Origin of the sequence: Corticimicrobacter sp., assembly GCF_040137905.1 — a bacterium.
GTDB lineage: Bacteria > Pseudomonadota > Gammaproteobacteria > Burkholderiales > Burkholderiaceae_B > Corticimicrobacter.
The window spans coordinates 1-21891 of sequence record NZ_JBEFDG010000059.1 but is presented as its reverse complement, the minus strand read 5'-3'; the positions used below and the strand labels follow the sequence as shown (position 1 = coordinate 21891).

Here is a 21891-nt window from a genome sequence, read left to right as displayed (position 1 = left end):
AAGCTGGATCCGCAGACGCGCAGCCAGATGCATGCCGAATTGCTGCAGTTGCAGCGACAGCACGGCATGACCGTGGTGTTCGTGACGCACGATGTGGAAGAGGCCGTGGTGCTGTCCGACCGGGTCATCGTGCTCGAGCCGCGTCCAGGCCGTGTCCGGGCGCAGCATGTGCTGGATTTGCCGCAGCCCCGATTGCCAACCGATCCCGTCGTGAGCGAACGGGTGCGCCAGTTGCGGCTGGAGCTGTGAGATGCACGCGAGTAGACGCATGATCGGATTGCTCCTGCAACGGCTGTTGCTGCTGGCCCTGGTCGTAGGACTGTGGTGGTACGGTGCCAGCCGCGTGCCTGCGTTCGTGCTGCCGGGGCCGGACAAAGTGCTGGATGCCCTGGTGAGGCTGGTGCACAGCGCGAGTTTTTTCAATGACCTGGGTGCCACGATGGGGCGGGTACTGACGGGTTTCCTCCTGGCCGTGCTGGTGGGGACCCCGTTGGGGCTGGCGTTGGGCGGGAGCCGTCTGCTGGCGCGGTTTTTCGAGCCGGTGCTGGCTGTGCTCAATACGGTGTCTTCGGCGATATGGGCCATTTTCGCCATCATCTGGTTCGGCATTTCGGATGCCACGACGGTGTTCGTGGTGTTCATGACGGCCATGCCGCTGATCCTGACCAACGTGTGGCAGGGGGCTCAGGCGGTCGATCGACAGTACATCGAACTGGCGCGGGCGTTCCGGTTTTCGCGGACGGCCACCCTGCTCAAGGTATCGCTGCCCAGCATCCTGCCCTATTTCTTTTCGGGCGCACGGCTGGCGTTCGGCTTCGGCTGGCGTGTGTCTTTGGTGGCCGAGACGCTGGGATCGTCCAACGGGATCGGCTATCGCCTGCGTCAGGCGGCCGACCTGGTGCAAAGCGATCAGGTGTTTGCCTGGACGGTGCTGCTGGTCGCGTTGATGCTGGTGCTGGAAGCCGGGGTGCTCAAGCCTCTGGAACGCTGGCTGTTTCGCTGGAAACTTTAAAACAAGGAGTGTTTCATGTCTTTCTTTTCATTGTGCAAGCTGGCTGGCCTGGGGCTGGTGGCGATGTCTGCGGTCATGTCTTCAGGTGTCGCACAGGCGGCCGACAAGGTGCGGATCGGTTACTGGACCAGTGGTGTCAGCCTGGGCTATGGCTCGGTGCTCGAGGCCACGGATTTTCTGGCCGGGCAGGGCATTGATGCAGAGTTCGTGCATTTTCCCGAGGTCAATGGGCCTACGCGCGCCTTGGCGGCAGGGTCGATAGACCTGGCCTTCGGTGCGCCGCTGGCGGGCGTGTTCAGCGCTGCGGCAGAGGGTGTGCCGGTACGGATCTTTGCCGCGACGCAGCCGGCCGATGTGCAGTTCGTGGTGCCGGCGGATTCTCCTATCCAGAGTCTGGATGAACTCAAGGGCAAGAAAGTCGGGATGTCGCCGGCCGGCTCGTCGGTAGCCGTGATCGCCAGCGCCGTGCTGGCTGGCAATCATGGGATCGGTGCCGAGGATTTTGCCCTGGTGGGGGGCAACGAGTCGCGGCTGGTGCAATTCGTGGCACAGAAACAGGTCGATGCCGCCGCGCTGCGCTCGGTCACCATTGCCCAGTTGGGCGACCAGTTGCAGGTTCGGCCGCTGGGCAGTTTTGCCCAGGAGTGGCGCAAGCTGACGCAATCGGACGCCGTGCCCTACATCGGTGTCGGCACGGTGCGTGCCAGCCTGGCGGACGAGCAGCCGGAGGTCGTGGCGCGGGTGATCGCCGCATTGCGCGAGACCCTGGCCTGGGGCAAGGATCACCCCGACGAGGTGGTGACCATCCTGCAGGGCAGCGCCAATCTGCCCGAGGCCGATGCCCGCGCCTATGTCAGCCTCTGGGACTCGATGAACCGGGCGTCGTTCGAGCCGGAAGAGGTCGAGACGCTGCGCCGCCAGCATCAGGTGTTCTCGGACAGCGGCCTGGTCAAAGGCCAGCTCGATGATGCCCTGTTTGCGACCCAACCCTATCTCCTGTCCAAGTCTATTCGCTGACAGGTCAATTCTTTCGATGGAGCTTTTTTCACAATGACCCAGACAACCATGAAGGCCCTGGTGCTCGATGCGCACGGCGACCTGGATCAATTGCACGTCGTGGCCGACAGGCCGGTGCCTGACGTCACCGACGGCCATGTGCTGGTGCGGGTAGGTGCGGCGTCTTTCAATTATCACGATGTGTTTACCGTCAAGGGCATGCCGGGCATCAAGGTGCCGTTGCCTGTCGTGATCGGCCTGGATCTGGCGGGCACGGTCGAGCAGGTCGGTGCCGGCGTGCAGGGCTGGCAGCCTGGGGACCGCGTGCTGGTCAATCCCCTCAAGCCCGGCGTGGGACTGATGGGCGAGATGACGGATGGCGGCATGGCCGAGTTTGCCCTCGCCGATGCGCGCCAGTTGATCCGCCTGCCCGATGCGGTGACGTTTGCCCAGGCGGCGGCATTGCCGGTGGCTTATGGCACGGCACACCGGATGCTGGTGACCCACGAGACAGTCAAGTCGGGTGATCGTGTGCTGATCCTGGGTGCAAGCGGTGGGGTGGGGACGGCCAGCGTGGTACTGGCCAAGCTGCTGGGGGCAGAAGTGATTGCCTGCGCCGGGAGCCATGAAAAGGCTGAACGCCTCAAGGCGCTGGGGGCCGACCATGTGGTCAATTATCGCGAAGAGGATTTTTCAAAATGGGCCATCGCCCGTTATGGCAAGCCCCAGCGTCGCACGCACGAGGGGGGCGTCGATGTGGTGATCAACTTCACGGGAGGCGATACCTGGGTGCCCTCGCTCAAGTGTCTCAAGCGTGGTGGCACGCTGCTGGTGTGCGGGGCCACAGCCGGGCATGACCCGAAGGAAGACCTGCGCTATGTCTGGAGCTTCGAGCTGACCATCAAGGGTTCGAACAGTTTCTACGAAGACAACCTGGTGGCCTTGCTCGATCTGGTGGCACAGGGACAGATCGAGCCGGTCATCGACCGTGTATTGCCGCTTGAACAGGCCGCAGCAGGGCTGGCCTTGATCCGTGACCGCGCCGTGCTGGGCAAGGTTGTCGTGGCGCCTGCCGCTGCTTGAAAAGGAAGACATCATGACTGACACAACATTGCCCGGCGCGGCCGAGATCCAGGCGCGCCTGCTCAAGGGACCGTATCACCAATGGCTTGGCCTGCAGGTGCTGGCCGTCGGCGATGGCAGCATCGAGCTGGGGGCGACATGGCGGGAGGAGTGGGTGGTCAATCCGGAAGGAGGCTACACGCATGGCGGCATCCTGGCTGCGCTGGTAGACCTGACCGCAGACTGGGCGCTGGTATCGCGCACCGGTCGGGGCGTGCCCACGATCGACTTGCGGGTGGATTATCACCGGCCAGCCAGGGGCAATCTGCGTACGACCGGCAAGGTAATCAAGTTCGGACGGCAATTCTCCGTGGCCGAGGCTCAGATCTTCGATGCCGAGGGGCAGCTCGTTGCCAGCGGGCGCGGCGTGTACGCTACACCTGCACCCAAGGACTGATCATGGCCATTGCGCTGGATCACGTGGTCATCAATGTGCGCTTTGCCATGGACGAGGCCGTCGCGCTGTTCGAGGCGCTGGGGTTTACCGTGACACCCCGTGGCTTCCATACGCTCGGTTCGATCAATCATCTGATCGTGTTTGGTGAAGCCTATCTGGAGCTGCTGGGGTTGCCGCAGGATGGCGAGCGTGTACGCCAGGAGTTGCTGGACAGTCCGGCAGGTCTGGATGGACTGGTATTCGCCTCGGCGGATGCCGCAGCCACGCATGCCGGGTTGATCCAGTCCGGCCTGAGCGTGCAGCCGGTGCAGCAGTTTTCCCGGCCTGTCGATCTGGAGGATGGACAGCGGGCCGTGGCGCATTTCGAAGCTGTGCGCCTGGTGACCGGGCAATTTGCTGCGGGACGGGTGTATTTCTGTCGTCACCTGACCCCTGAACTGGTGTGGCGCACGCCCTGGCAGCAGCACGCCAATGGGACGGCCGGGATTGCCGGCCTGACCGTTGCGAGTGCTGATCCCGAGCGCACGCGGCACGACTATGCCCGGTTGGGCCAGATCGATGCCCGCTGGGGGCTTGATGTGGCTGATGAGGCAGGGGTGGCCCGGCAGGTGGGGGCGTTGTCCGGGATCGGTGCCGACCGTGCGGAGCGTTTTGCCGTGCTGGCCTTGCAGGGCGTGGATCTTGCCGATATCACCCGTCGTGCTGCGGCCCTCGACTTGCCGCATCACGCCAGCGCAGGGCGTGTGTGTGTCGGCTTGCCGCTGTTCGGCGTCGTGCTGGAGTGCCGCGCATGAAGCCCGAAGTCGTCAACCTGGGGTGTGTCCGGCCTGTCCGCGATGATGGCGCACGGCTGGCGATCATCGGTCTGGATGCACAGATGCGCGCGGTGCACTACAGCGCCGCCGAGTTGGATGCGCTGGCCGATGGCGTGGCTGCCGGGCTGCGCGCGCGCGGGCTGTCGCCGGGCGAACGCGTGGCATTGCTGGGGGCCAACTCCGTGGCCTATGTCGCTGCCGTGCTCGGCATCATGCGTGCCGGATTGGTGGCCGTGCCGTTGAATCATCGCTGGCCGGATACGCAGATTGATTATGCCCTGGCCGATAGCGGTGCCCGACTGGTGTTCTGCGATCCGGAAAGGATGCGGCCTGAGCGAGGGGGTGTCGAGGGTGTCAGCCTGGCCTTGGAGGATACCGAGGGACTGTCTGCATTTGTCGGCCAGGATGCTGTCGCTGCGTGGCAGCCAGCGGGGTCGGAGACGGCGCTGATGCTGTACACCTCGGGTTCGACAGGCAGGCCCAAGGGCGTCCTGCTGAGTCATGCGGCACAGTTGTGGGTGGTGCGGACCCGGTTGCAGGATGCGTCGCTGGCGGACGAACGTGCACTGATCGCGGCACCTCTCTACCACATGAATGCCCTTGCCCTGATCCTGCTGGCGCTGGCCAGTGGTGCGACGGTCGTCCTGCTGCCGCAGTTTACGGCGCGGGCTTATATCGAGGCGGTGGGGCGTTACCGCTGTACCTGGTTGACGGCTGTGCCGCCCATGATTGCCATGATGCTGCGCGAGCAGGCACTGCTGGCCCAGACCGATCTGGGCAGTGTACGGGTGATCCGGATGGGGTCGGCACCAGTCAGCGCCAGCCTGTTGGCCCAGATACGGCAGTGGTTGCCCAATGCGCGCATCATCAATGCCTATGGAACCACAGAAGGGGGGCCGGTGGTCTTTGGCCCCCATCCTCAGGGGATACCGGCGCCGCCGCTGGCTGTCGGCTACGCCCATGCTGCCGTGCAGTTGCGCCTGCGGGATGGTGCGGGGCGGGATGTGCCGGATGAGGGCGTACTCGAAATCCGGAGTGCAGGATTGATGTCCGGCTATCACAACCGGGCCGATCTGGCTGCGCCCTTTACGGTGGATGGCTATTACGTGACGGGAGATGTGTTCCGGCGCGATGCACAGGGTTTCTACACCTTTGTGGGGCGTCGCGACGATATGTTCGTCTGTGGTGGCGAAAACATCTATCCGGGCGAAATCGAAAAACTGCTCGAACGCCACCCAGGCGTTCAGCAAGCCTGCGTCGTGCCCATCGATGATGACATCAAGGGACAGAAGCCGGTGGCTTTCGTGGTGCTGCGCCCGGAGGTGTGCGTGACCGCAGCGGAGCTGAAGGCGTTTGCGCTGGCACATGGGGCGGCCTATCAGCACCCGCGCCATGTCTGGCTGCTGCCGGCATTGCCGCTGGCGGCGACCAACAAGATAGACCGGCAGGCGCTCAAGCGCGATGCGCAGGCCCGGTTGCAGATCGACTGAGTGATACGGCAGTGCCGGGCGTTGGCTGCGGGACTGTCATTTTTCCGAGAAGGAGTTGCAAAATGCAGTTCAAATATCTGGTTCCGATGCTTGCCCTGGCAGTGGCCTCGCCTGCCCTGGCCCTTGATGACGTGACCGTGGCGCTGGCGATTCCGGCGGCCGTGCATGATGGCGCACCTTACGCAGCCGCCGAGGAGTTGGGGCTGTTCAAGGAGCAGGGGCTGTCCGTGAGTTTCGTGGTTTTCCAGGGGGCGGGTGCGTTGCTGCCCCAGGTGGCCAGCAAGCGTGTGACCTTCGGCTATCCGGTCTCGGAGCCGGTAATCTCGAGCTATTTCAGTGGCAAGGATCCGCTGCCGCTGCGCTATTTCTATAACGGCACGCCCAGCCAGACGCTGGAATATACCGTGCTGGAGGAATCCCCGATTCGAACGCTGGCCGACCTGAAAGATCGGAAAATCGGTGTGGGTGCCTTGACCTGGGGGACGATTCCCAATAGTCGTGCCGCCTTGCGCGTGGCGGGGCTGGAGCCTGGCAAGAATGTCGAGTTTGTGGCGGTCGGTGTGCTGGGCTCGGGCTTTCAGGCCTTGCGCAGCGGGCAGGTCGATGCACTGAACTACAACAGCAGCTGGGGAGACATTTTCGAGCTGACGGGCACGAAGATACGGCGCATAGCCTATCCAGAAGTGTTCCTCGAGAATCCGGGCAATGGGTTCATTGCCCACGAAGATACCTTTCGCGACAGTCCTGACCTGATCCGCCGTTTCGGGCGTGCCTACACGCAGGCGCAGTATGTGTGCGAGATCAATCCCACCTTCTGCGTGCAGGCATTCTGGCGGCAGAATCCGGAGAGTCGTCCTGCCGATGCCGAGGGCAAGGGGCTGGAAAATGCCACGACATTGCTGACCCGACGCCTGCAGCGGATGCTGTATCGCCCGGACGGGACGCGCCGGCAACCCGGTGAGTACGATCTGGATGTGATTCGCAAGGCGATTGGTGCGATGGCCGAGGCCGGTGAGTTCCCCAGTGCCGATGTTCCGGTTGACCGCATTTTTTCGAATGAGTTTGTACCGGCCTTCGATGACTTTGACAAGGACGCGTTGCGCCAGCGGGCCGAGGCCGCGCAATGAGTGCCGCATTGCACGTCGTACCGGCTGATGCCCTGGTGGATCAACCCCGGCATATCCATGCTGCGGGGTTGGCACCGGGGCAGGTTCGGCTGCTGGCTGAATCGACGTATCCGGATGGCAGCATCTGGCGCAGCCAGGCCTGGTTCGACGTCGGTGCGGATGGGCTGCTGGACCTGGATACCGCGTTGCCTGTGGCTGGGGACTGGCATACGCCGGAGCCGATGGGGGTGATCTGGTCGATGCGCCAGGTGCAGCCCCCTCGGCTGCCGGAACTGAGCGATGGGATCGCGGCAAGGCAGATCGCGCTGACGGTTGAGGATAGCGCCGGTCAACGGGCTCAGGCTGTGCTGGTGCAAAGATTCCTGGGCACAGGGGTGCGTCGCCAGGAAGTCCGCGAGTCAGGCCTCTCGGCTACGCTGTTCACGCCGGCGGGCGACGGACCGCATCCCCTGGTGATCGTGCTCAACGGCTCGGGGGGCGGAACACCGGAACAGCGTGCGGCGCTTTTTGCGGCCCATGGCTACATGGGCCTGGCACTGGCGTATTTCAAGGCACCTGGACGACCGGCACATATCTCGGGTACGCCGCTGGAGTATTTCGAAACGGCGCTCGACTGGGCCATCGACAAGTTGCAGCCACACAGGGGTTTTGTGGCCGTGTCCGGCCTGTCGCGGGGCGGCGAACTGGCCTTGTTGCTGGGGGCCACATTTCCGGCGCAGGTCTCAGCCGTGATCGGCTATGTACCCAGTGCCGTGGTCCATGGCACGCTGCGCGCCGGGGCACCCGAGGAACCACGCGATGCGACTGCCTGGACGTGGCGGGGGCAGGCGCTGCCCAATGTCTGGCAAGCCAACCCGCTGGCAGACTGGCATGCCTTCGATCATCCTCCTTCGCCTGATCGCCCGATTCGCCAGGCACCGGCCTTTGTGGCGGCGCAGGCGCATGCGCCCAGCGTTGCGGCAGCGCGCATACCTGTCGAGCGTATTGCCGGTCCGGTCTTGCTGATCTCGGGGGCCGAGGATGGATTCTGGCCTTCGCAGGCCTACAGCGAGCAGATCGTGGCAACCTTGCAGGCAGCCGGCCATGCCTGGCCCGCATGGCATGACGCCCATCCCGGTGCCGGCCATGCCATCGGCCTGCCCTATGTACCGACGACGATGATCGCCAATGTTCATCCGGTGGCCGGGGTGCCTCTTGATGGTGGCGGGACGCCGCAGGCCAATGCCCGGGCCAATCGCCTGAGCTGGGCCGGGGTGCTGGATTTCCTGGCGGAAGCCCGCGCTGCTCATGCCGCCCGCCCGCAGGGATGTGCCTCATGAGCGCCGCCCTGGAATTGCACGGGGTGGGCGTAACCTATGCCACCCGGCGAGGCCAGATCGAGGCGCTCTCGGCGGTAGACCTGAAAATCGAACAGGGTGAGTTCGTTGCGGTGCTGGGGCCTTCGGGCTGCGGCAAGTCAACGGCGCTCAAGCTGGCGGCCGGGCTGCTGCCGGCAACTTCCGGACAGATTTCGGTGGCGGGGCGTCCTGTGGCGGGGCCCAGTCGGCAAGCCGGGGTCGTGTTCCAGAAACCCAATCTGCTGCCCTGGAAAACTGTCCTGAACAATGTCCTGTTGCCGGCCCGTACGCTTGGTCTGTCGATGGCGGCCGCTCGGGGCCGTGCCCGCGAACTGCTGGAACTGGTCGGCCTGGGGGCCTTTGCCGAAGACTATCCGTTCGAATTGTCCGGGGGCATGCAGCAGCGGGTGGGGATTGCCCGCATGTTGCTGCACGACCCCGAGCTGCTGCTGATGGACGAGCCATTTGCCGCGCTTGATGCACTCTCGCGCGAAGCATTGACGCTGGAGTTGCAGCGCATCTGGAGCCAGCAGCGAAAATCCGTGCTGTTCATTACCCATAGCATCCAGGAGGCTGTATTCCTGGCGGATCGTGTCCTGGTGATGTCCTCCAGGCCCGGACGCATTGTCGAGGATAAAGTGATCGATCTGCCGCGTCCCCGTACGCTGGAGACATTGGCGGATGATCGTTTCACAGCACTGTGCCAGCATTTCCGGAGGCATTTCAGTCATGCGTAGAGTGATTCCCCTGTTGTATCCGCTGACCAGCCTGGGTGTCCTGATCCTGATCTGGTGGGCCGCCGTACGCGGTTTCGATATTCCCGACTATCTGCTGCCACCGCCGTCGGCCGTCTTCGACGCTCTTTATCGTGGCTTTGCCGATGGCAGCCTGTGGCCGCATATTGCCGCTACGTTGGGCGAGACACTCAGTGGCTATGTGATCGGCAGTGTGCTGGCTGTCCTGCTGGGTGTGTTGCTGGCCGAGTCACGGACGTTCGAGCGGTTCGTCTATCCGCTGCTGATCGGCCTGCAGGCCACGCCCAAAGTGGCACTGGGGCCGCTGATCCTGGTGTGGTTCGGGTTCGGCATGGCGTCCAAGATCGTGCTGGTGACGCTGGTGTGCTTTTTCCCTTTGTTCGTCAATACAGTCAACGGTATCCGCCGGGCCGATCCCGACCTGATCGATACCTGCCGCTCTTTTTCTGCCTCGCGGTTCTACCTGCTGCTGCACGTCAAGCTGCCTGCGGCGGCGGGCGAAATATTCGCAGGACTCCAGATCGGCGTGGCACTGGCGCTGATCGGTGCCGTGGTGGGAGAATTCCTGTCGGCGCAGCGTGGCCTTGGCTACCTGATCGCATCCAGCTCGGTCAGCATGAGCATGTCCACCATGTTTGCAGGTGTGTTGCTGCTGGCCTTGATCGGCTTGACTGGTGCGCAGACCGTACGCTGGTTGCAGCGTCGCCTGCTGTTCTGGGAGCCAGGCGCTTTGCGGCGCGATGACCGCGCCACAGGAGGGCGCTGAAATGACATTCGATTGGCACAATCCCTATCCGACGACGCGCATTCCGGTCTTTGCCCGCAATGTGGTGTCCACCTCCCATCCCCTGGCTGCACAGGCCGGGTTGCGCATGCTGCTGGCTGGCGGCACGGCGGTCGATGCCGCCATTGCTGCGGCGGCGGCGCTGACCGTGGTCGAGCCGGTCTCGTGTGGCCTGGGGGGCGATGCATTCGCCATCGTGCATGATGGACAGGCATTGCATGGCCTCAATGCCTCCGGGACTGCGCCGGCTGCCTGGGACCTGGCATATTTCCGTACGCGCTATGGCGAGGAAGCCGATGGCTCGGTGCGGCGTCCGGTTCGTGGCTGGGACAGTGTGACCATTCCCGGCGTGGTGGCGGGCTGGGCCGCGTTGCACGCGCGTTTCGGAAAACTGCCGTTTGCCGATGTACTGGAACCCGCCGCCGAGCTGGCCGAGCGAGGCGTCACGCTGGCTCCTGTGGTGGCCTATAAATGGGCGGCGGCCGTGCCCGCGCTGCAGGCGCAGCCCGGCTTTGCCGAGACGTTCATGCCGAAGGGGCGTGCGCCGCGGGTCGGCGAGGTTTTCCGCTGTCCGGCACTGGCGCGTACGCTGCGTCTGCTGGGCCGCCAGGGCGCGAGGGCGTTCTACGAGGGCGAGGTGGCCGACGCCATCGTTGCTCACGCCAACGCCACGGGCGGGAGCCTGGGCCGAGCCGATCTGGCGGCCTATCAGCCTGAATGGGTCAACCCCGTGTCGCAAGCCTACCGGGGGTATGAACTGCATGAAATCCCGCCCAACGGGCAGGGGATTGCTGCGCAGGTGGCCCTGGGCATCCTGGCGCATTTTGACCTGTCGGCGCTGCCGCCCGACTCTGCGGAAGGCCTGCACCTGCAGATCGAGGCCATGAAGCTGGCCTTTGCCGATGTGTATCGTTACGTGGCGGATCCGCGCAGCATGGCGGTGACCCCGCAGGACATGCTGGATCCGGCCTACCTGGCGCAGCGCGCCAGGCTGATCGATCCCGGTCGGGCGCAATTGCCGGATTTCGGCTTGCCTGCCAGCGGCGGAACGGTCTATCTGACGGCTGCCGACGAACAGGGCATGATGGTGTCTTTCATCCAGTCGAACTACATGGGTTTCGGTTCCGGCGTGGTCGTGCCGGGCTATGGTGTCAGTCTGCAGAATCGAGGGGCAGGCTTTTCCGGCGATCCACGCTCGGCCAATGTGGTGGCACCGGGCAAGAAGCCGTTCCATACCATCATCCCGGCCTTTCTGACGCAGGCGGGTGTGGCCCGCATGGGTTTTGGCGTGATGGGGGGCGATATGCAGCCACAAGGCCATGTCCAGACCCTGATACGCATGCTGGATCATCGACAGCAGCCACAGGCTGCATGTGATGCCCCGCGCTGGAAGGTCAATCGCGATTTCTCGGTGGACCTGGAAAACACCATGAACCCCGATGCCGTGGCAGGGCTGGCTGCACGTGGGCACCGCCTGCGGTCGGTCGAAGACCCCTACATGGATTTCGGGGCCGGGCAGTTCATCTGGCGGCAGGACGATGAGGCTGGGCAGGGCTATGTCGCCGCCAGTGACAGTCGTCGCGATGGCCAGGCTGTGGGCTTTTAGGTGTCGCGCTCTGCGCCAGGCATGCAGGTTTCGGCATGCCTGGCGCATTTTTCTGGCATCGGGCAGATTGGGCATATTGTTATGCCCAATCCTTTGTTCGCAACGGCCTATTGCCTTTCTAGAATGCCAGTTCGCTTCACTGCAGAGGGTATTCCATGTCCGTTTTTTCCCATAAAAACCGTGCCGGCCGCATGCCGGGTCTCCGGCTGCGTGCCGCCACTGCTGCGCTGGCCCTGATGCTGGCTGGCGGGGCCCAGGCCGAAGTGTCCGAAGTCCGGCTCTCGCGCCAGTTTGGCCTGCCCTATCTGCCGCTGGTCGTTGCGGCGCACGAGAACCTGATCGAAAAACATGCCCAGGCCCAGGGCGTGGCTCCTCTCAAGGTGACCTGGACCGAACTGGCCAGCGGCACAGGCCTGACCGAAGCGTTGCTGTCGGACAGTATCGATTTTGCCGGTGGCGGCATCGGTCCGTTGCTGTTGCTGTGGGACCGTACCAAGGGCGGCGTCAAGGCGGTGGGCGGACTCGACGGCTCGGTTGCGTATCTGGTGTCGAACAATCCTGCCGTCAAGTCCATCGAGGACTTCGGCGATGGCGATCGCATCGCCCTGCCCGGCGTGAAGGTCTCGGCGCAGGCCCAGTGGCTGCAACTGGCGGCTGCCAAAAAATGGGGCGCAGACCAGTATGACCGACTGGATCGCCTGACGGTGACGCTGCCGCACCCGGAAGCGGCTGCGGCCGTGATTTCCGGACGCTCCGAGATCAATGCCCACTTTGCCACGGCACCTTTCAGCTACCAGGAAATCGCCAGCCCCAATGTGCATGTGGTGACGACTTCGGATGATATCCTGGGCGGGCCCGCGACCAATACCTTCCTGTATGCCAAGACCCGGTTTCGCGACGATAACCCCAAGGTGTTCCGGGCCGTCTTCGATGCCCTCAAGGAAGCCCATGAGCTGATCGCCGCCGACAAGGCCGAGGCGGCCCGCATCTATGTCGAGCAGACCGGCAGCAAGCAGAGCGTCGAGGAAGTGCTGGCGATTCTGGAGCAGCCAGGCCAGCGGCCTGTGTTCGGGGTCAACAATACCTATGTGCAGGCCGAGTTCCTGAACAGTATCGGCACACTCAAGAGCAAGCCCGAATCCTGGAAGGACTATGTCTTTCCCGAGCTGCACGACCAGCCGGGTAGCTGAGGCAGGGCATACCTGACCGGAATGAAGCTTTGCACGTGCGGGAGCGGGATAAATTCTCTACTATGGCGTTCCTCATCTATTTCATTCCGGCATAGGCCGGCGTTCTCGATATGGCTTATACGATTCAGGCAGTGATAACCCTGGCAGGCGATTCCATGGGGTCATTTCCGGAGCCGCTGCGCTGGCTGCCGCTGCCGGCGTCGCTTCTGATGTTGCCGCTGGGTACGGACGCCCTTGAGGTGCTCGGTCTTCCACGGCGGCCATTCACGTTTGAAGAAGAAACCGAGACGCCACCGTCGCTGGGCAAGTTCTGCGAGCGTTTGAGTCAGGGCCGCAGCATCGTGTATATCGAGGCAGAGATTTTTGGTGGCTGGGGGACACAGGCAAGTATCCTGTTCAAGGACGGGGTGCAGGTCGGTGATCCGGTCATCGCGGAGGATGCCATCAATCAGGCCCTGCGCAGTCTTGGTGTCGCCAGTGGCAATGCCGTGGATGAGTTCGAGGCCGCAGGCCTGGGACGGCACAGGAATACAGACGGGTGGCTTGAATGAGCCGGATATATGTCTGCGCTGTCCATGTTCGTTGTCCATGACGATCCTGGTGTGTGCCTGATGTCTCTGCCACATCTGCGCCAGCTCCAGGACGCGCTGGTTCGACGCGGCTGGACAGTGATCGAGTACCTGCGAGGCGACCCTGCGTTCGACGTGCAGGGCGCGGCCTCATGGGCGATCCAACGCGATGAAAGCAGGCCGGCCCTGCTGCTCGATTTTGCAGGCTTCGGCAGCATGGGGGAGGATATCCCGCTGGACAGAAGCTATGCGTGCGCCGTGCGGGGGACCGCCATCAGCCTGTATTTCAGCCGGGTGAATCGCAGCCAGGATACCTGGCAGCGAGATCTGGCCGGATTCATCGATGCGCTGGATGGTGCCGAAAAAATGCCTCGGCCAGTCTGACCCAATAGGTCGCTCCAATCGGCAGCAAGGCGTCATTGAAATCATAGCTGCCATTGTGCAACTGGCAGGGACCCTCGGCAGCCTGTGATGCGCGGTGCGTGCCATCGCCGTTGCCCAGGAACAGGTAGCTGCCGGGAACATGCTGCAGGTAAAAGGCGAAGTCCTCGGCAGCGCCCAGTGCCGGCGTGTCCCGATCGACCTGCGAGGCACCGAAGGTCTCGATGGCCGTGTCGGCCGCAAAGGCCGTCTGGGCCGGATGGTTGACCACGGGGGGATAGCCGCGTTTGAAATCCAGCCGCCCCTGTGCGCCATAGGCTTGCGGCAGCGTCTCCACCATGCGGCGCAGGCCGGATTCGATCCGGTCCAGCGTATCTGTGCGGAAGGTGCGCACCGTGCCGCCCAGAATCGCTTCGTCGGGAATGACGTTGTAGGTTTCGCCTGCGTGGACTTGCGTGACAGACAGCACGGCGCTGTCGAGCGGCGAGGTATTGCGTGATACCAGGGTCTGCAGCGCGCCGATCAGGCTGCCGGCCACCACGACCGGGTCGATGGCGCGATCCGGGATGGCGGCGTGGCCACCCGTGCCGCGCAAGGTGATGTCGAAACGGTTGCCGGAGGCCATGATGGGGCCAGCGCGAAAGCCCAACTGGCCTGCGGGCAGGCCGGGCATGTTGTGCAGGCCGTAGATTTCGTCGCAGGGAAAGCGCTCGAACAGGCCGTCTTCGATCATGGCGCGGGCCCCGGCGTTGCCGTTTTCCTCTGCCGGCTGGAAGATGAAATAGACCGTGCCGTCGAAGTCGCGGTGGCGTGCCAGGTACTGTGCCGCGCCCAGCAGCATGGTGGTGTGGCCATCATGGCCGCAGGCGTGCATCTTGCCGGGTGCGGTCGATGCGTGCGCAAACCGGTTGTGCTCGGTCATCGGCAGCGCATCCATGTCGGCACGCAGGCCGATGGCGCGGGTGCCCGCACCGACCGTGCCGCGCAGGATGCCGACCAGGCCGGTGCGAGCCAGTCCGCGATGCACCTCGATCCCCCATTGCTCAAGCAATTGCGCCACGCGTGCTGTGGTACGGACCTCTTCAAAGGCAGTTTCCGGATGGGCGTGGAAGTCGCGCCGGATGGCGGTCAATGCCTCGGTGGCGGCAACAATCTCGGGGATCAGGGGCATGGCAGTCATGGCTTCGTGTGTGGGCAGGGCAAAGCAGGCGGGTGTCCGGGGGCGGATCAGCGGCCGTTGCCTGTGCTTTCGAAGAAGTACTCCTGCCATGTTTCGGGCTTGCGCTTGAGCGAGCCGACCTTGTGCAGGAACTCTGCCAGTACCTGGGTGTGCGCCGGGGCCGTGTCGAAGCTGAAGTCGGGGTTGCGGATCAGCTCCAGGATGGCGGTCTCGCTCAGATTGGAGTGGGTGGCTGTCTTGAAGATGCGGGCCGCGGCTTCAGGCTGCTCCTTGATGAAGCGCGAGGCGTCGTCCAGTGCCTGCACAAAGGACTGGTAGACCTGCGGGCGTTCCTGGCGGAATTTTTCGGTGGCAAATGCCACGGTCGAGGTCGCACCCTGGCCCAGCACATCATATGAGCTGAAGACCGCATGAAAGCCTGGCCTGGCCAGCACCTCATACTGGAACGGTGCGCTGGACATGTGCGCGACGATCTCGGTCTTGCCGGCCAGCAGGGCGCTGGTGGCGTCGGGGTGCGACATCGACACGGTCTGGCTGTCGAGTTTTTCCCATTGATCCTCTCCAAAGGCCTGGGCGGCTGCCATCTGCAGATAGCGCGCCTGACCGGATACCTTGACGCCGGGCACGGCGATGCGGTCGGTCGGCTTGAAGTCCTTGACCGACTGGATATCGGCCCGATTGGTGACCAGCAGCGAAGGTGCGGCACTCAGGCCGGCGATGGCCCGTACGTTTTCCTTGTCGTGGGTACGATCCCACAGCGTCAGCAGGGGGGCCAGGCCGCCTGCGCCGATGTCGATGGAACCGGACAGCAGCGCGGCAATGATTTCCGGGCCGCCGGGCACCTGGTGCCACTCGACGGTCAGCTCCTCGATACCGTTTTCACGGGCACGGGTTTCAATGAATTTCTGGTCCTTGGCGACCGTCAGGAGCAGGTAGGGCAGGCCGTACTGGTCGGCCAGAACCAGTTTTTCGGGAGCGGCCTGGGCCGACGTGGCACCGATGGACAGGGAGGCGGCCAGTGCCAGCAGGGAGTGGAACAGCGGTTTCTTCATGATGCGTGATGCTTGGGCTGAGATTGAAACAGGCTGGCCGGACGATGTGCGACACGCCGTGCGGCAAGACCATCCATAGTAGGGTGCTGCGGGTTTCCGGATCGGACTGGAAAATGATTTGCATATTGCGTCTGGTTTGGTTGAGGGGCTGAAGCCAGACGCGGCTTGCCTCATGAATTTCGATGATAAAAAAATAGAAATATGATCGTTCGGTTTTGTGCCTGCTCGCCGGACAATGCCCAGTTCGAGCCGGAGGCCGCCTGATTCCGGTGGGCTGCGGCATGCATTCATGCAGAAAGAGGGCATCGCGGTGACGGATATTTCATTGGTCAGCACATCTGACGCGCCGGGGCATGCCTTGCCCGCGCCTTTGCTGGAGGTCGATCGCGTCAGCCTCGAATACCGCACGCCGGAGCGGGTGGTGCGTGCCACGCATCAGGTCAGTTTCGATCTTTACCCGGCCGAGCGTTATGTCTTGCTCGGGCCTTCGGGGTGCGGCAAGTCCACGCTGCTGAAATCGGTGGCCGGTTTCCTGCCGCCGGTCGAAGGCGAGATCCGGCTCGATGGCCGGGTCGTCCGCCAGCCGGGACCGGATCGGATCGTGGTCTTCCAGGAGTTCGATCAGTTGCCGCCCTGGAAAACCGTGCGCCAGAACGTCATGTTTCCGCTGCTGGCCTCGGGGCGACTGGGGCGTCGCGAAGCCGGCGAACGGGCCCTGCATTATCTAGAGAAGGTCGGCCTGGCGGCATTTGCCGAGGCCTATCCGCACCAGCTTTCCGGAGGCATGAAGCAGCGCGTGGCGATTGCCCGGGCGCTGGCCATGCAACCGCGCATCCTGCTGATGGATGAGCCGTTTGCCGCGCTGGACGCACTCACGCGTCGCAAAATGCAGGAAGAACTGCTGGCGCTGTGGGACGAGGTTGGCTTCACCCTGCTGTTCGTGACGCACTCCATCGAGGAAGCCCTGGTGGTCGGCAGCCGCATCGCCCTGCTGTCGCCGCATCCAGGTCGCGTGCATGCAGAAATCAACAGTCATGAATTCGGGCTGCACAGTACCGGCAATCATCGTTTCCAGGCCACGGCGCAGCGCATTCATCGCCTGCTGTTTGCCGAGCCGGGTCAGGCCGGTGCGCAGGCCTTGCAGGAGCAGGCGGCATGAGCGCGCATACGATTCCTGTCCGCCCCGAATACGAGGTCGAGCTGCAGCCGGTGGTCAATGTGTCGGTGGAGCGCGCGTTGCCGCTGTCGACGCGGCTCTGGCAGCAGGCCTGGCTGCGCAAGGGCATCATCCTGATCCTGCTGGTCGTGTTGTGGGAACTGGCGGCGCGCTGGCAGGACAATGAACTGCTGCTGCCGACTGCCACGGCCACTTTCCGGGCGCTGGTGCAGGACCTGGCCAATGGCGAACTGCTGGAGCGCATCGGGATTTCGCTGACCATTCTGGTGCAGGGCTATCTGGCCGGCATCATCCTGGCATTCGTGCTGACCACGCTGGCAGTGTCCACCCAGCTCGGGCGTGACCTGCTGTCGACGCTCACCTCCATGTTCAACCCGTTGCCGGCCATCGCGCTGTTGCCACTGGCGCTGCTGTGGTTTGGTCTGGGCACGGGCAGCGTGATCTTCGTTCTGATCCATTCGGTACTGTGGCCGCTGGCGCTCAATACCTACGCAGGTTTCCAGGGTGTGCCCGAGACCTTGCGCATGGCGGGCCGCAACTACGGGCTCAAGGGGCTGCGCTATGTGCTGCAGATTCTGGTGCCGGCCGCGCTGCCGTCCATCCTGTCAGGCCTCAAAATCGGCTGGGCCTTTGCCTGGCGGACCCTGATCGCAGCCGAACTGGTGTTCGGCGCTTCGTCGGGCAAGGGCGGATTGGGCTGGTTCATCTTCCAGAATCGCAATGAGCTGTATACGGATCGCGTATTCGCCGGTCTGTTGATGGTGATCGTGATCGGCCTGCTGGTCGAGAACCTGGTGTTCAACGTGCTGGAGCGCGTGACGATCAAGCGTTGGGGCTTGCAGAAATAACACGGGCCGCCCAGGGGCGGTAAAAACGGTTCTGTACAATTCTTCCGTATAACGGTTTGCCTCGCATACGGAAAATTAATACTCATGAACCGCATCCTGCACACGGCCGACTGGCAGATCGGCCGTCAGTACGCACGTTTCGAACCCGAGGACGCTGCGGCCCTGTCCGAGGCCCGCTTTCGTACGGTCGAACGGATCGCCGCGCTGGCCCAATCGGGCTGCTACGATGCCGTACTGGTCGCGGGCGACGTGTTCGATGCGCAGACGGTGTCCGAGCGCACGTTGCGGCGTCTGTTCAATGCGCTGCAGGGGTTCGATGGCGACTGGGTGTTGTTGCCGGGCAATCATGATGCGGCGCTGGTCGAGAGTGTCTGGACCCAGGCGCAGCGCCTGGGCCTGCCCGGCCCGCGCACGCATCTGGCGCTGCGGCCCGAAGTCATTTTGCTGGATGCCTCGCGTCTGGCGATCCTGCCTGCACCGCTGACCCAGCGCCAGACCTACGAAGACCTGACCACCTGGTTCGACCAGGCCGGGACACCGACCGGCTGGCGTCGAGTCGGGCTGGCCCACGGCAGTGTGCAGGGCATCCTGCAGGACGATATCGACGCGCCCAACCCTATCGCCCCTGATCGCGCTGCGCGTGCCCGGCTCGACTACCTGGCGCTGGGCGACTGGCACGGCCAGCGTTGCATTGACGCGCATACCTGGTACAGCGGTACGCCCGAACCCGACCGCTTCAAGGACAACGGTGCCGGCCATGTGCTGTCGGTGGCGTGGGATGACGGCGCATCGGCCACGGCCTCTGTCGCACCGACGGTCGAGCCGCTGTTCGTGGCGCATCATGTGTGGCAGCAGTGGCATGACACTCTGGCTGTGCCCGATGACCTGGATCGCCTGGTGGCCCGCCTGGAGTCAGCGCCAGCACAGGCCGTGCTCGACCTGACTCTGGAGGGGCGCACCGACCTGGCCGGCCAGCATCGGTTGCAGGAGGCGCTGGCCCGTGCGCAGGCGCTGCTGCGCAGCCTGTCCGTGCAGCAGGATGGCCTGAAACTCTATCCCGGAGAACAGGAGCTGGCCGCGCTCTCGGCATCGGGCTATGTCGGCGAAGTGATCGCCGAGTTGCAGGCCCGCCAGGAAAGCGACGACAGCGGCACCAGCCGCGAGGCCTTGGCGATTCTGGCCCAGTGGCTGGAGGAAGCATGATGCAATTGCAGCAGATCCGTGTCGAACAATTCCAGTGCTATCGCGCTCCGTTTGTCGTCGATGGCCTGACGCCGGGCCTGAACATCCTGAGCGGCCCCAACGAGGCCGGCAAAAGCACGTTGGCACGCGCCATCCGCACGATATTCCTGGAACGCTATAGTGCCGGTACGCTGTCGCATCTGCAGCCGCAGGACGACAGCGCCGCCTCGCCCTCGATCGAACTTGAATTCCTGTGGCAGGGGCGGCCCTGGCGGCTGTCCAAGCAATTTCTCAAGAAAAAGCGTTGCCTGCTCAGTGATGGTCATCAGCAATGGGACGGCGAGGAGGCCGAACAGCGTCTGGCCGAGATGATGGGCTTCGGCTATTCCAAAAAAGGACTGAGCAAGCCCGAGCACTGGGGCGTGCCGGGCCTGTTGTGGGTCGAACAGGGCAGTGGTCAGGAATGGCGCGAGCCGGTGGCCCATGCCGCCGACTACCTGCAGCAGGCATTGGGTGACATGGTGGGCGCATCCGACCAGCGCGAAGGTGATGGCTTGCTGCGACGTGCCGAAACCGAGCTGGCCCAGTACCTGACTGCGCGCACGGCCAAGCCTACCGGTGCCTATCTGCAGGCGATCCAGCAGGCCGAAGAAGCCAGGCAGCAGAGCGAGGCTCTGCAGGTTCGCCTGCAGGCCTATCGCCAGCAGGTTGATGAACTGGCCACCTTGCAGCAGCGACACCGTCAGGACAGTGCCCAGCGTCCCTGGGAATGCTTGCGTCACCAGCAGGCCGAGGCCGAGCAGAAACTGGCGGCCATCCGCCAATTGCAGGCCCGGCAAGAACAGGACCGGCAGGCGGCCGACCAGACCACGCTCAATCTGCAGTTGCAGCGCGAAACGCTGCTGGCACAGCAGCAGGATGAACAACAGGCCCAGGCGCGCGCGCAGGCGTGCCAGCAGGCCGATGCCCAGGCGGAGTCCACCGCACAGGCGCTGGCACTGCTGCGTACACAGACGACACGCGCCCAGGCCGCCTGGCAGCAGGCTCAGGAAGCATTGGCGCGCAGCCAGTCGGCGCTGCGCGGCCTGCAGTTGCGGCAGCAGGGCGAGATTCTGGCTCAGCGCCAGCAGGAATTCCAGGACAGGCTGGCACAGGCGCAGCGCTGGCAGCAAGCCTGGCGCGATGCGCAACAGGCCGAAGCGGCTCTGGCCGTGGACGAAGCTGTCTGGAAACAGTGGCGACAGGATGCACAGCAACTGCGCGAACTGGATATCCAGCGCCAGGGCCTGGCGACGCGCATCCGTTACCGTCTGGTGCCGGGGCAGACCCTGCAGTTGGGGGCGGCGATGTTGCAGGGCGAGGGCGAGCAGCCGCTGCTGGAAGCCGCCACGCTGAGCCTGCCGGGTGTGGGCGAGCTGGAACTGATTCCCGGTGTTCGCGACCTGGCCGAACTGGGGCGTCGTCACAGCGAACTCGAAGCGCGCTGTCGGCAACACGCTCAGGCCCTGGGGCTGGAGACGCTGGCAGCGGTCGAGGCACGGCATGCACAGGCACAACGCCATCAGGCCGACGGCAAGCATGCGCAGACCATGCTGCAGAGCCTGGCTGCCAAGGGTGTGGCCGCGCTGGAAGCGGAGCATGGGGCATTGCAGTTGCAGGTGCAGCGCCAGACACAGGACTGGGCGGCGTGGCTGACACACTGGCAGCAACTGCATCCCGGTCAGGACTGGCGCGAAGCCGCCGCGACCGAAGCGGACGAGCATGGTGCCCGGCGGCAGGCCGACCTGTGCCGGGAACATCTGCAGCAGGCCGAGCGCCAGCAGCATGATGCCGTGCTGGCGCACCAGCAGGCTCAGCAACAGGCCCGCCATGCGCACCAGGAGCATGAGGCGCTACAGACCCGGCTGGCCGATCCGGCCCGGCTGCAACAACTGCGCGCGGGCCGGGAGCGCCTGCTCACGCTGCAGGCCGAGGCACAGGCTCAGCAGGCCCGTATCGAAGCCCGCCAGCGCGACATCGATGCTGCCCGCCCCGATCTGCTGGAGCAGGATATCCAGCGCCTGACGCAGAGCGCCCGGCACCAGGAAACGGCTTTTCTCGAACTGGGGCATCGCCTGGATGTCCTGCGTGCCCAACTGGAAAGCCTGGGGGCGCAGGGACTGGACACGCAATATGCAGAAGCCGATGCCACCTTCGAACAGGCCGAGCGTCGTCGCCAGCAACTGGCACAGCGCGCGCAGGCTTTGCAACTGCTGGTGCAGTTGCTGTCAGACAAGCGCCAGATCCTCATCGGTCGCTTGCAGGCACCGCTGCAACAGCACCTGCAGCGCTACTTGCCGTTGCTCTACCCACAGGCCGGCATTGCACTGGATGAAACCCTGCAGCCCGCATCCCTGACCCGCGATGGCAGGCTGGGCACGCCGCTGGAGGCACTCAGCTTTGGGTCGAGAGAGCAGATCGGACTGGCCTGCCGCCTGGCCTATGCCGACCTCTTGCAGCAGGCCGGTCGCCCCACGTTGCTGATTCTGGATGATGCGCTGGTACACACCGACGAGGCCCGTCTGGCGCAGATGAAACGCATGCTGTTCGATGCGGCGCAGCGCCACCAGATCCTGTTGCTGACCTGCCACCCCGACAAGTGGCGCGACATGGGCGTGCCGGTGCGCACGCCATTTACCGCGCAGTCGGGGGTGACGACGTAGAGGCGGGCTCGGCGGGTGTCGGGCTTGATGGTTCTGTGCGTTGCGTTTTGTTGGCCTGCTTGGGCAGGACTGGCGGCAGGGTAGCGGGTTCCTGTTCTGGTAGCGCAATAGGTGTCGGCCGTGCAGGCTCCTGCGTGACGGAGCATGTTGCCGACTCCGACTCCGACTC

Annotated in this window: 20 protein-coding genes and 1 pseudogene; 19 read left to right on the top strand and 2 right to left on the bottom strand. The window is 64.2% G+C overall.

Annotated features, from left to right (window positions below):
• The 15 genes and pseudogenes from ABN482_RS10290 to ABN482_RS10220 form a co-directional block, all read left to right on the top strand.
• Positions 1-249: pseudogene (locus ABN482_RS10290) on the top strand (ABC transporter ATP-binding protein); the annotation flags it as partial.
• 19 nt (positions 250-268) lie between these two features.
• On the top strand, positions 269-1012 hold the full coding sequence (locus tag ABN482_RS10285; protein WP_239990111.1) for an ABC transporter permease: 744 nt from the start codon (positions 269-271) through the stop codon (positions 1010-1012).
• A 15-nt stretch (positions 1013-1027) separates the two neighbouring features.
• Complete coding sequence (locus tag ABN482_RS10280) at positions 1028-2029, top strand: ABC transporter substrate-binding protein (protein WP_349503903.1); 1002 nt, start codon at positions 1028-1030, stop codon at positions 2027-2029.
• Positions 2030-2077: 48 nt separating this feature from the next.
• Complete coding sequence (locus ABN482_RS10275; protein ID WP_349503905.1) at positions 2078-3091, top strand: zinc-binding dehydrogenase; 1014 nt, start codon at positions 2078-2080, stop codon at positions 3089-3091.
• Positions 3092-3104: 13 nt separating this feature from the next.
• Entirely contained in the window at positions 3105-3527 is a 423-nt protein-coding gene (locus tag ABN482_RS10270; RefSeq protein ID WP_349503902.1) for a PaaI family thioesterase, read from the top strand.
• 2 nt (positions 3528-3529) lie between these two features.
• Complete coding sequence (locus tag ABN482_RS10265; RefSeq protein WP_349503901.1) at positions 3530-4321, top strand: VOC family protein; 792 nt, start codon at positions 3530-3532, stop codon at positions 4319-4321.
• Positions 4318-5832, top strand: coding sequence for a class I adenylate-forming enzyme family protein (locus ABN482_RS10260; RefSeq protein ID WP_349503900.1), 1515 nt, complete (start codon positions 4318-4320; stop codon positions 5830-5832). Before ABN482_RS10265 ends, ABN482_RS10260 begins: the two co-directional genes overlap by 4 nt.
• Before the next feature lie 62 nt (positions 5833-5894).
• Positions 5895-6959, top strand: coding sequence for an ABC transporter substrate-binding protein (locus ABN482_RS10255; protein WP_349503899.1), 1065 nt, complete (start codon positions 5895-5897; stop codon positions 6957-6959).
• Positions 6956-8278: an acyl-CoA thioester hydrolase/BAAT C-terminal domain-containing protein gene (locus ABN482_RS10250; protein ID WP_349503898.1), complete on the top strand. Its 1323-nt coding sequence runs from the start codon at positions 6956-6958 to the stop codon at positions 8276-8278. The genes ABN482_RS10255 and ABN482_RS10250 overlap by 4 nt, the downstream gene beginning before the upstream one ends.
• Positions 8275-9033 carry an ABC transporter ATP-binding protein gene (locus ABN482_RS10245; protein WP_349503897.1) on the top strand — a complete coding sequence of 253 codons (759 nt, stop codon included), beginning with the start codon at positions 8275-8277 and terminating at the stop codon, positions 9031-9033. Before ABN482_RS10250 ends, ABN482_RS10245 begins: the two co-directional genes overlap by 4 nt.
• On the top strand, positions 9026-9817 hold the full coding sequence (locus ABN482_RS10240; RefSeq protein WP_349503896.1) for an ABC transporter permease: 792 nt from the start codon (positions 9026-9028) through the stop codon (positions 9815-9817). Before ABN482_RS10245 ends, ABN482_RS10240 begins: the two co-directional genes overlap by 8 nt.
• Position 9818: 1 nt before the next feature.
• Positions 9819-11441: a gamma-glutamyltransferase family protein gene (locus tag ABN482_RS10235; RefSeq protein ID WP_349503895.1), complete on the top strand. Its 1623-nt coding sequence runs from the start codon at positions 9819-9821 to the stop codon at positions 11439-11441.
• Positions 11442-11596: 155 nt separating this feature from the next.
• Positions 11597-12631, top strand: a complete 1035-nt coding sequence (locus ABN482_RS10230) for an ABC transporter substrate-binding protein (RefSeq protein WP_349503894.1) — start codon at positions 11597-11599, stop codon at positions 12629-12631.
• Positions 12632-12786: 155 nt separating this feature from the next.
• A complete protein-coding gene (locus tag ABN482_RS10225) occupies positions 12787-13182 on the top strand; it encodes a hypothetical protein (RefSeq protein ID WP_349503893.1) in 396 nt (131 codons plus the stop codon).
• 9 nt (positions 13183-13191) lie between these two features.
• Positions 13192-13584, top strand: a complete 393-nt coding sequence (locus ABN482_RS10220; RefSeq protein WP_349503892.1) for a hypothetical protein — start codon at positions 13192-13194, stop codon at positions 13582-13584.
• Here ABN482_RS10220 and ABN482_RS10215 read toward each other — a convergent pair.
• Together ABN482_RS10215 and ABN482_RS10210 are read right to left on the bottom strand one after the other, a co-directional pair.
• Positions 13538-14752, bottom strand: coding sequence for a M20 aminoacylase family protein (locus tag ABN482_RS10215; protein WP_349503904.1), 1215 nt, complete (start codon positions 14750-14752; stop codon positions 13538-13540). The two genes, ABN482_RS10220 and ABN482_RS10215, sit on opposite strands and share 47 nt — an antisense overlap.
• Positions 14753-14808: 56 nt before the next feature.
• Positions 14809-15813, bottom strand: a complete 1005-nt coding sequence (locus ABN482_RS10210; RefSeq protein WP_349503891.1) for an ABC transporter substrate-binding protein — start codon at positions 15811-15813, stop codon at positions 14809-14811.
• Positions 15814-16102: 289 nt separating this feature from the next.
• Here ABN482_RS10210 and ABN482_RS10205 point away from each other — a divergent pair, with 289 nt between their 5' ends.
• The 4 genes from ABN482_RS10205 (at position 16103) to ABN482_RS10190 (ending at position 21722) form a co-directional block, all read left to right on the top strand.
• Positions 16103-16972 carry an ABC transporter ATP-binding protein gene (locus tag ABN482_RS10205; protein WP_349503890.1) on the top strand — a complete coding sequence of 290 codons (870 nt, stop codon included), beginning with the start codon at positions 16103-16105 and terminating at the stop codon, positions 16970-16972.
• The gene (locus tag ABN482_RS10200) at positions 16969-17838 is read left to right on the top strand and encodes an ABC transporter permease (RefSeq protein WP_109062030.1); all 870 of its coding nucleotides are present in this window, start codon (positions 16969-16971) and stop codon (positions 17836-17838) included. Before ABN482_RS10205 ends, ABN482_RS10200 begins: the two co-directional genes overlap by 4 nt.
• 84 nt (positions 17839-17922) lie before the next feature.
• Entirely contained in the window at positions 17923-19041 is a 1119-nt protein-coding gene (locus ABN482_RS10195; RefSeq protein WP_349503889.1) for a metallophosphoesterase family protein, read from the top strand.
• A complete protein-coding gene (locus ABN482_RS10190; RefSeq protein WP_349503888.1) occupies positions 19038-21722 on the top strand; it encodes an AAA family ATPase in 2685 nt (894 codons plus the stop codon). The genes ABN482_RS10195 and ABN482_RS10190 overlap by 4 nt, the downstream gene beginning before the upstream one ends.
• Positions 21723-21891: the final 169 nt, after the last annotated feature.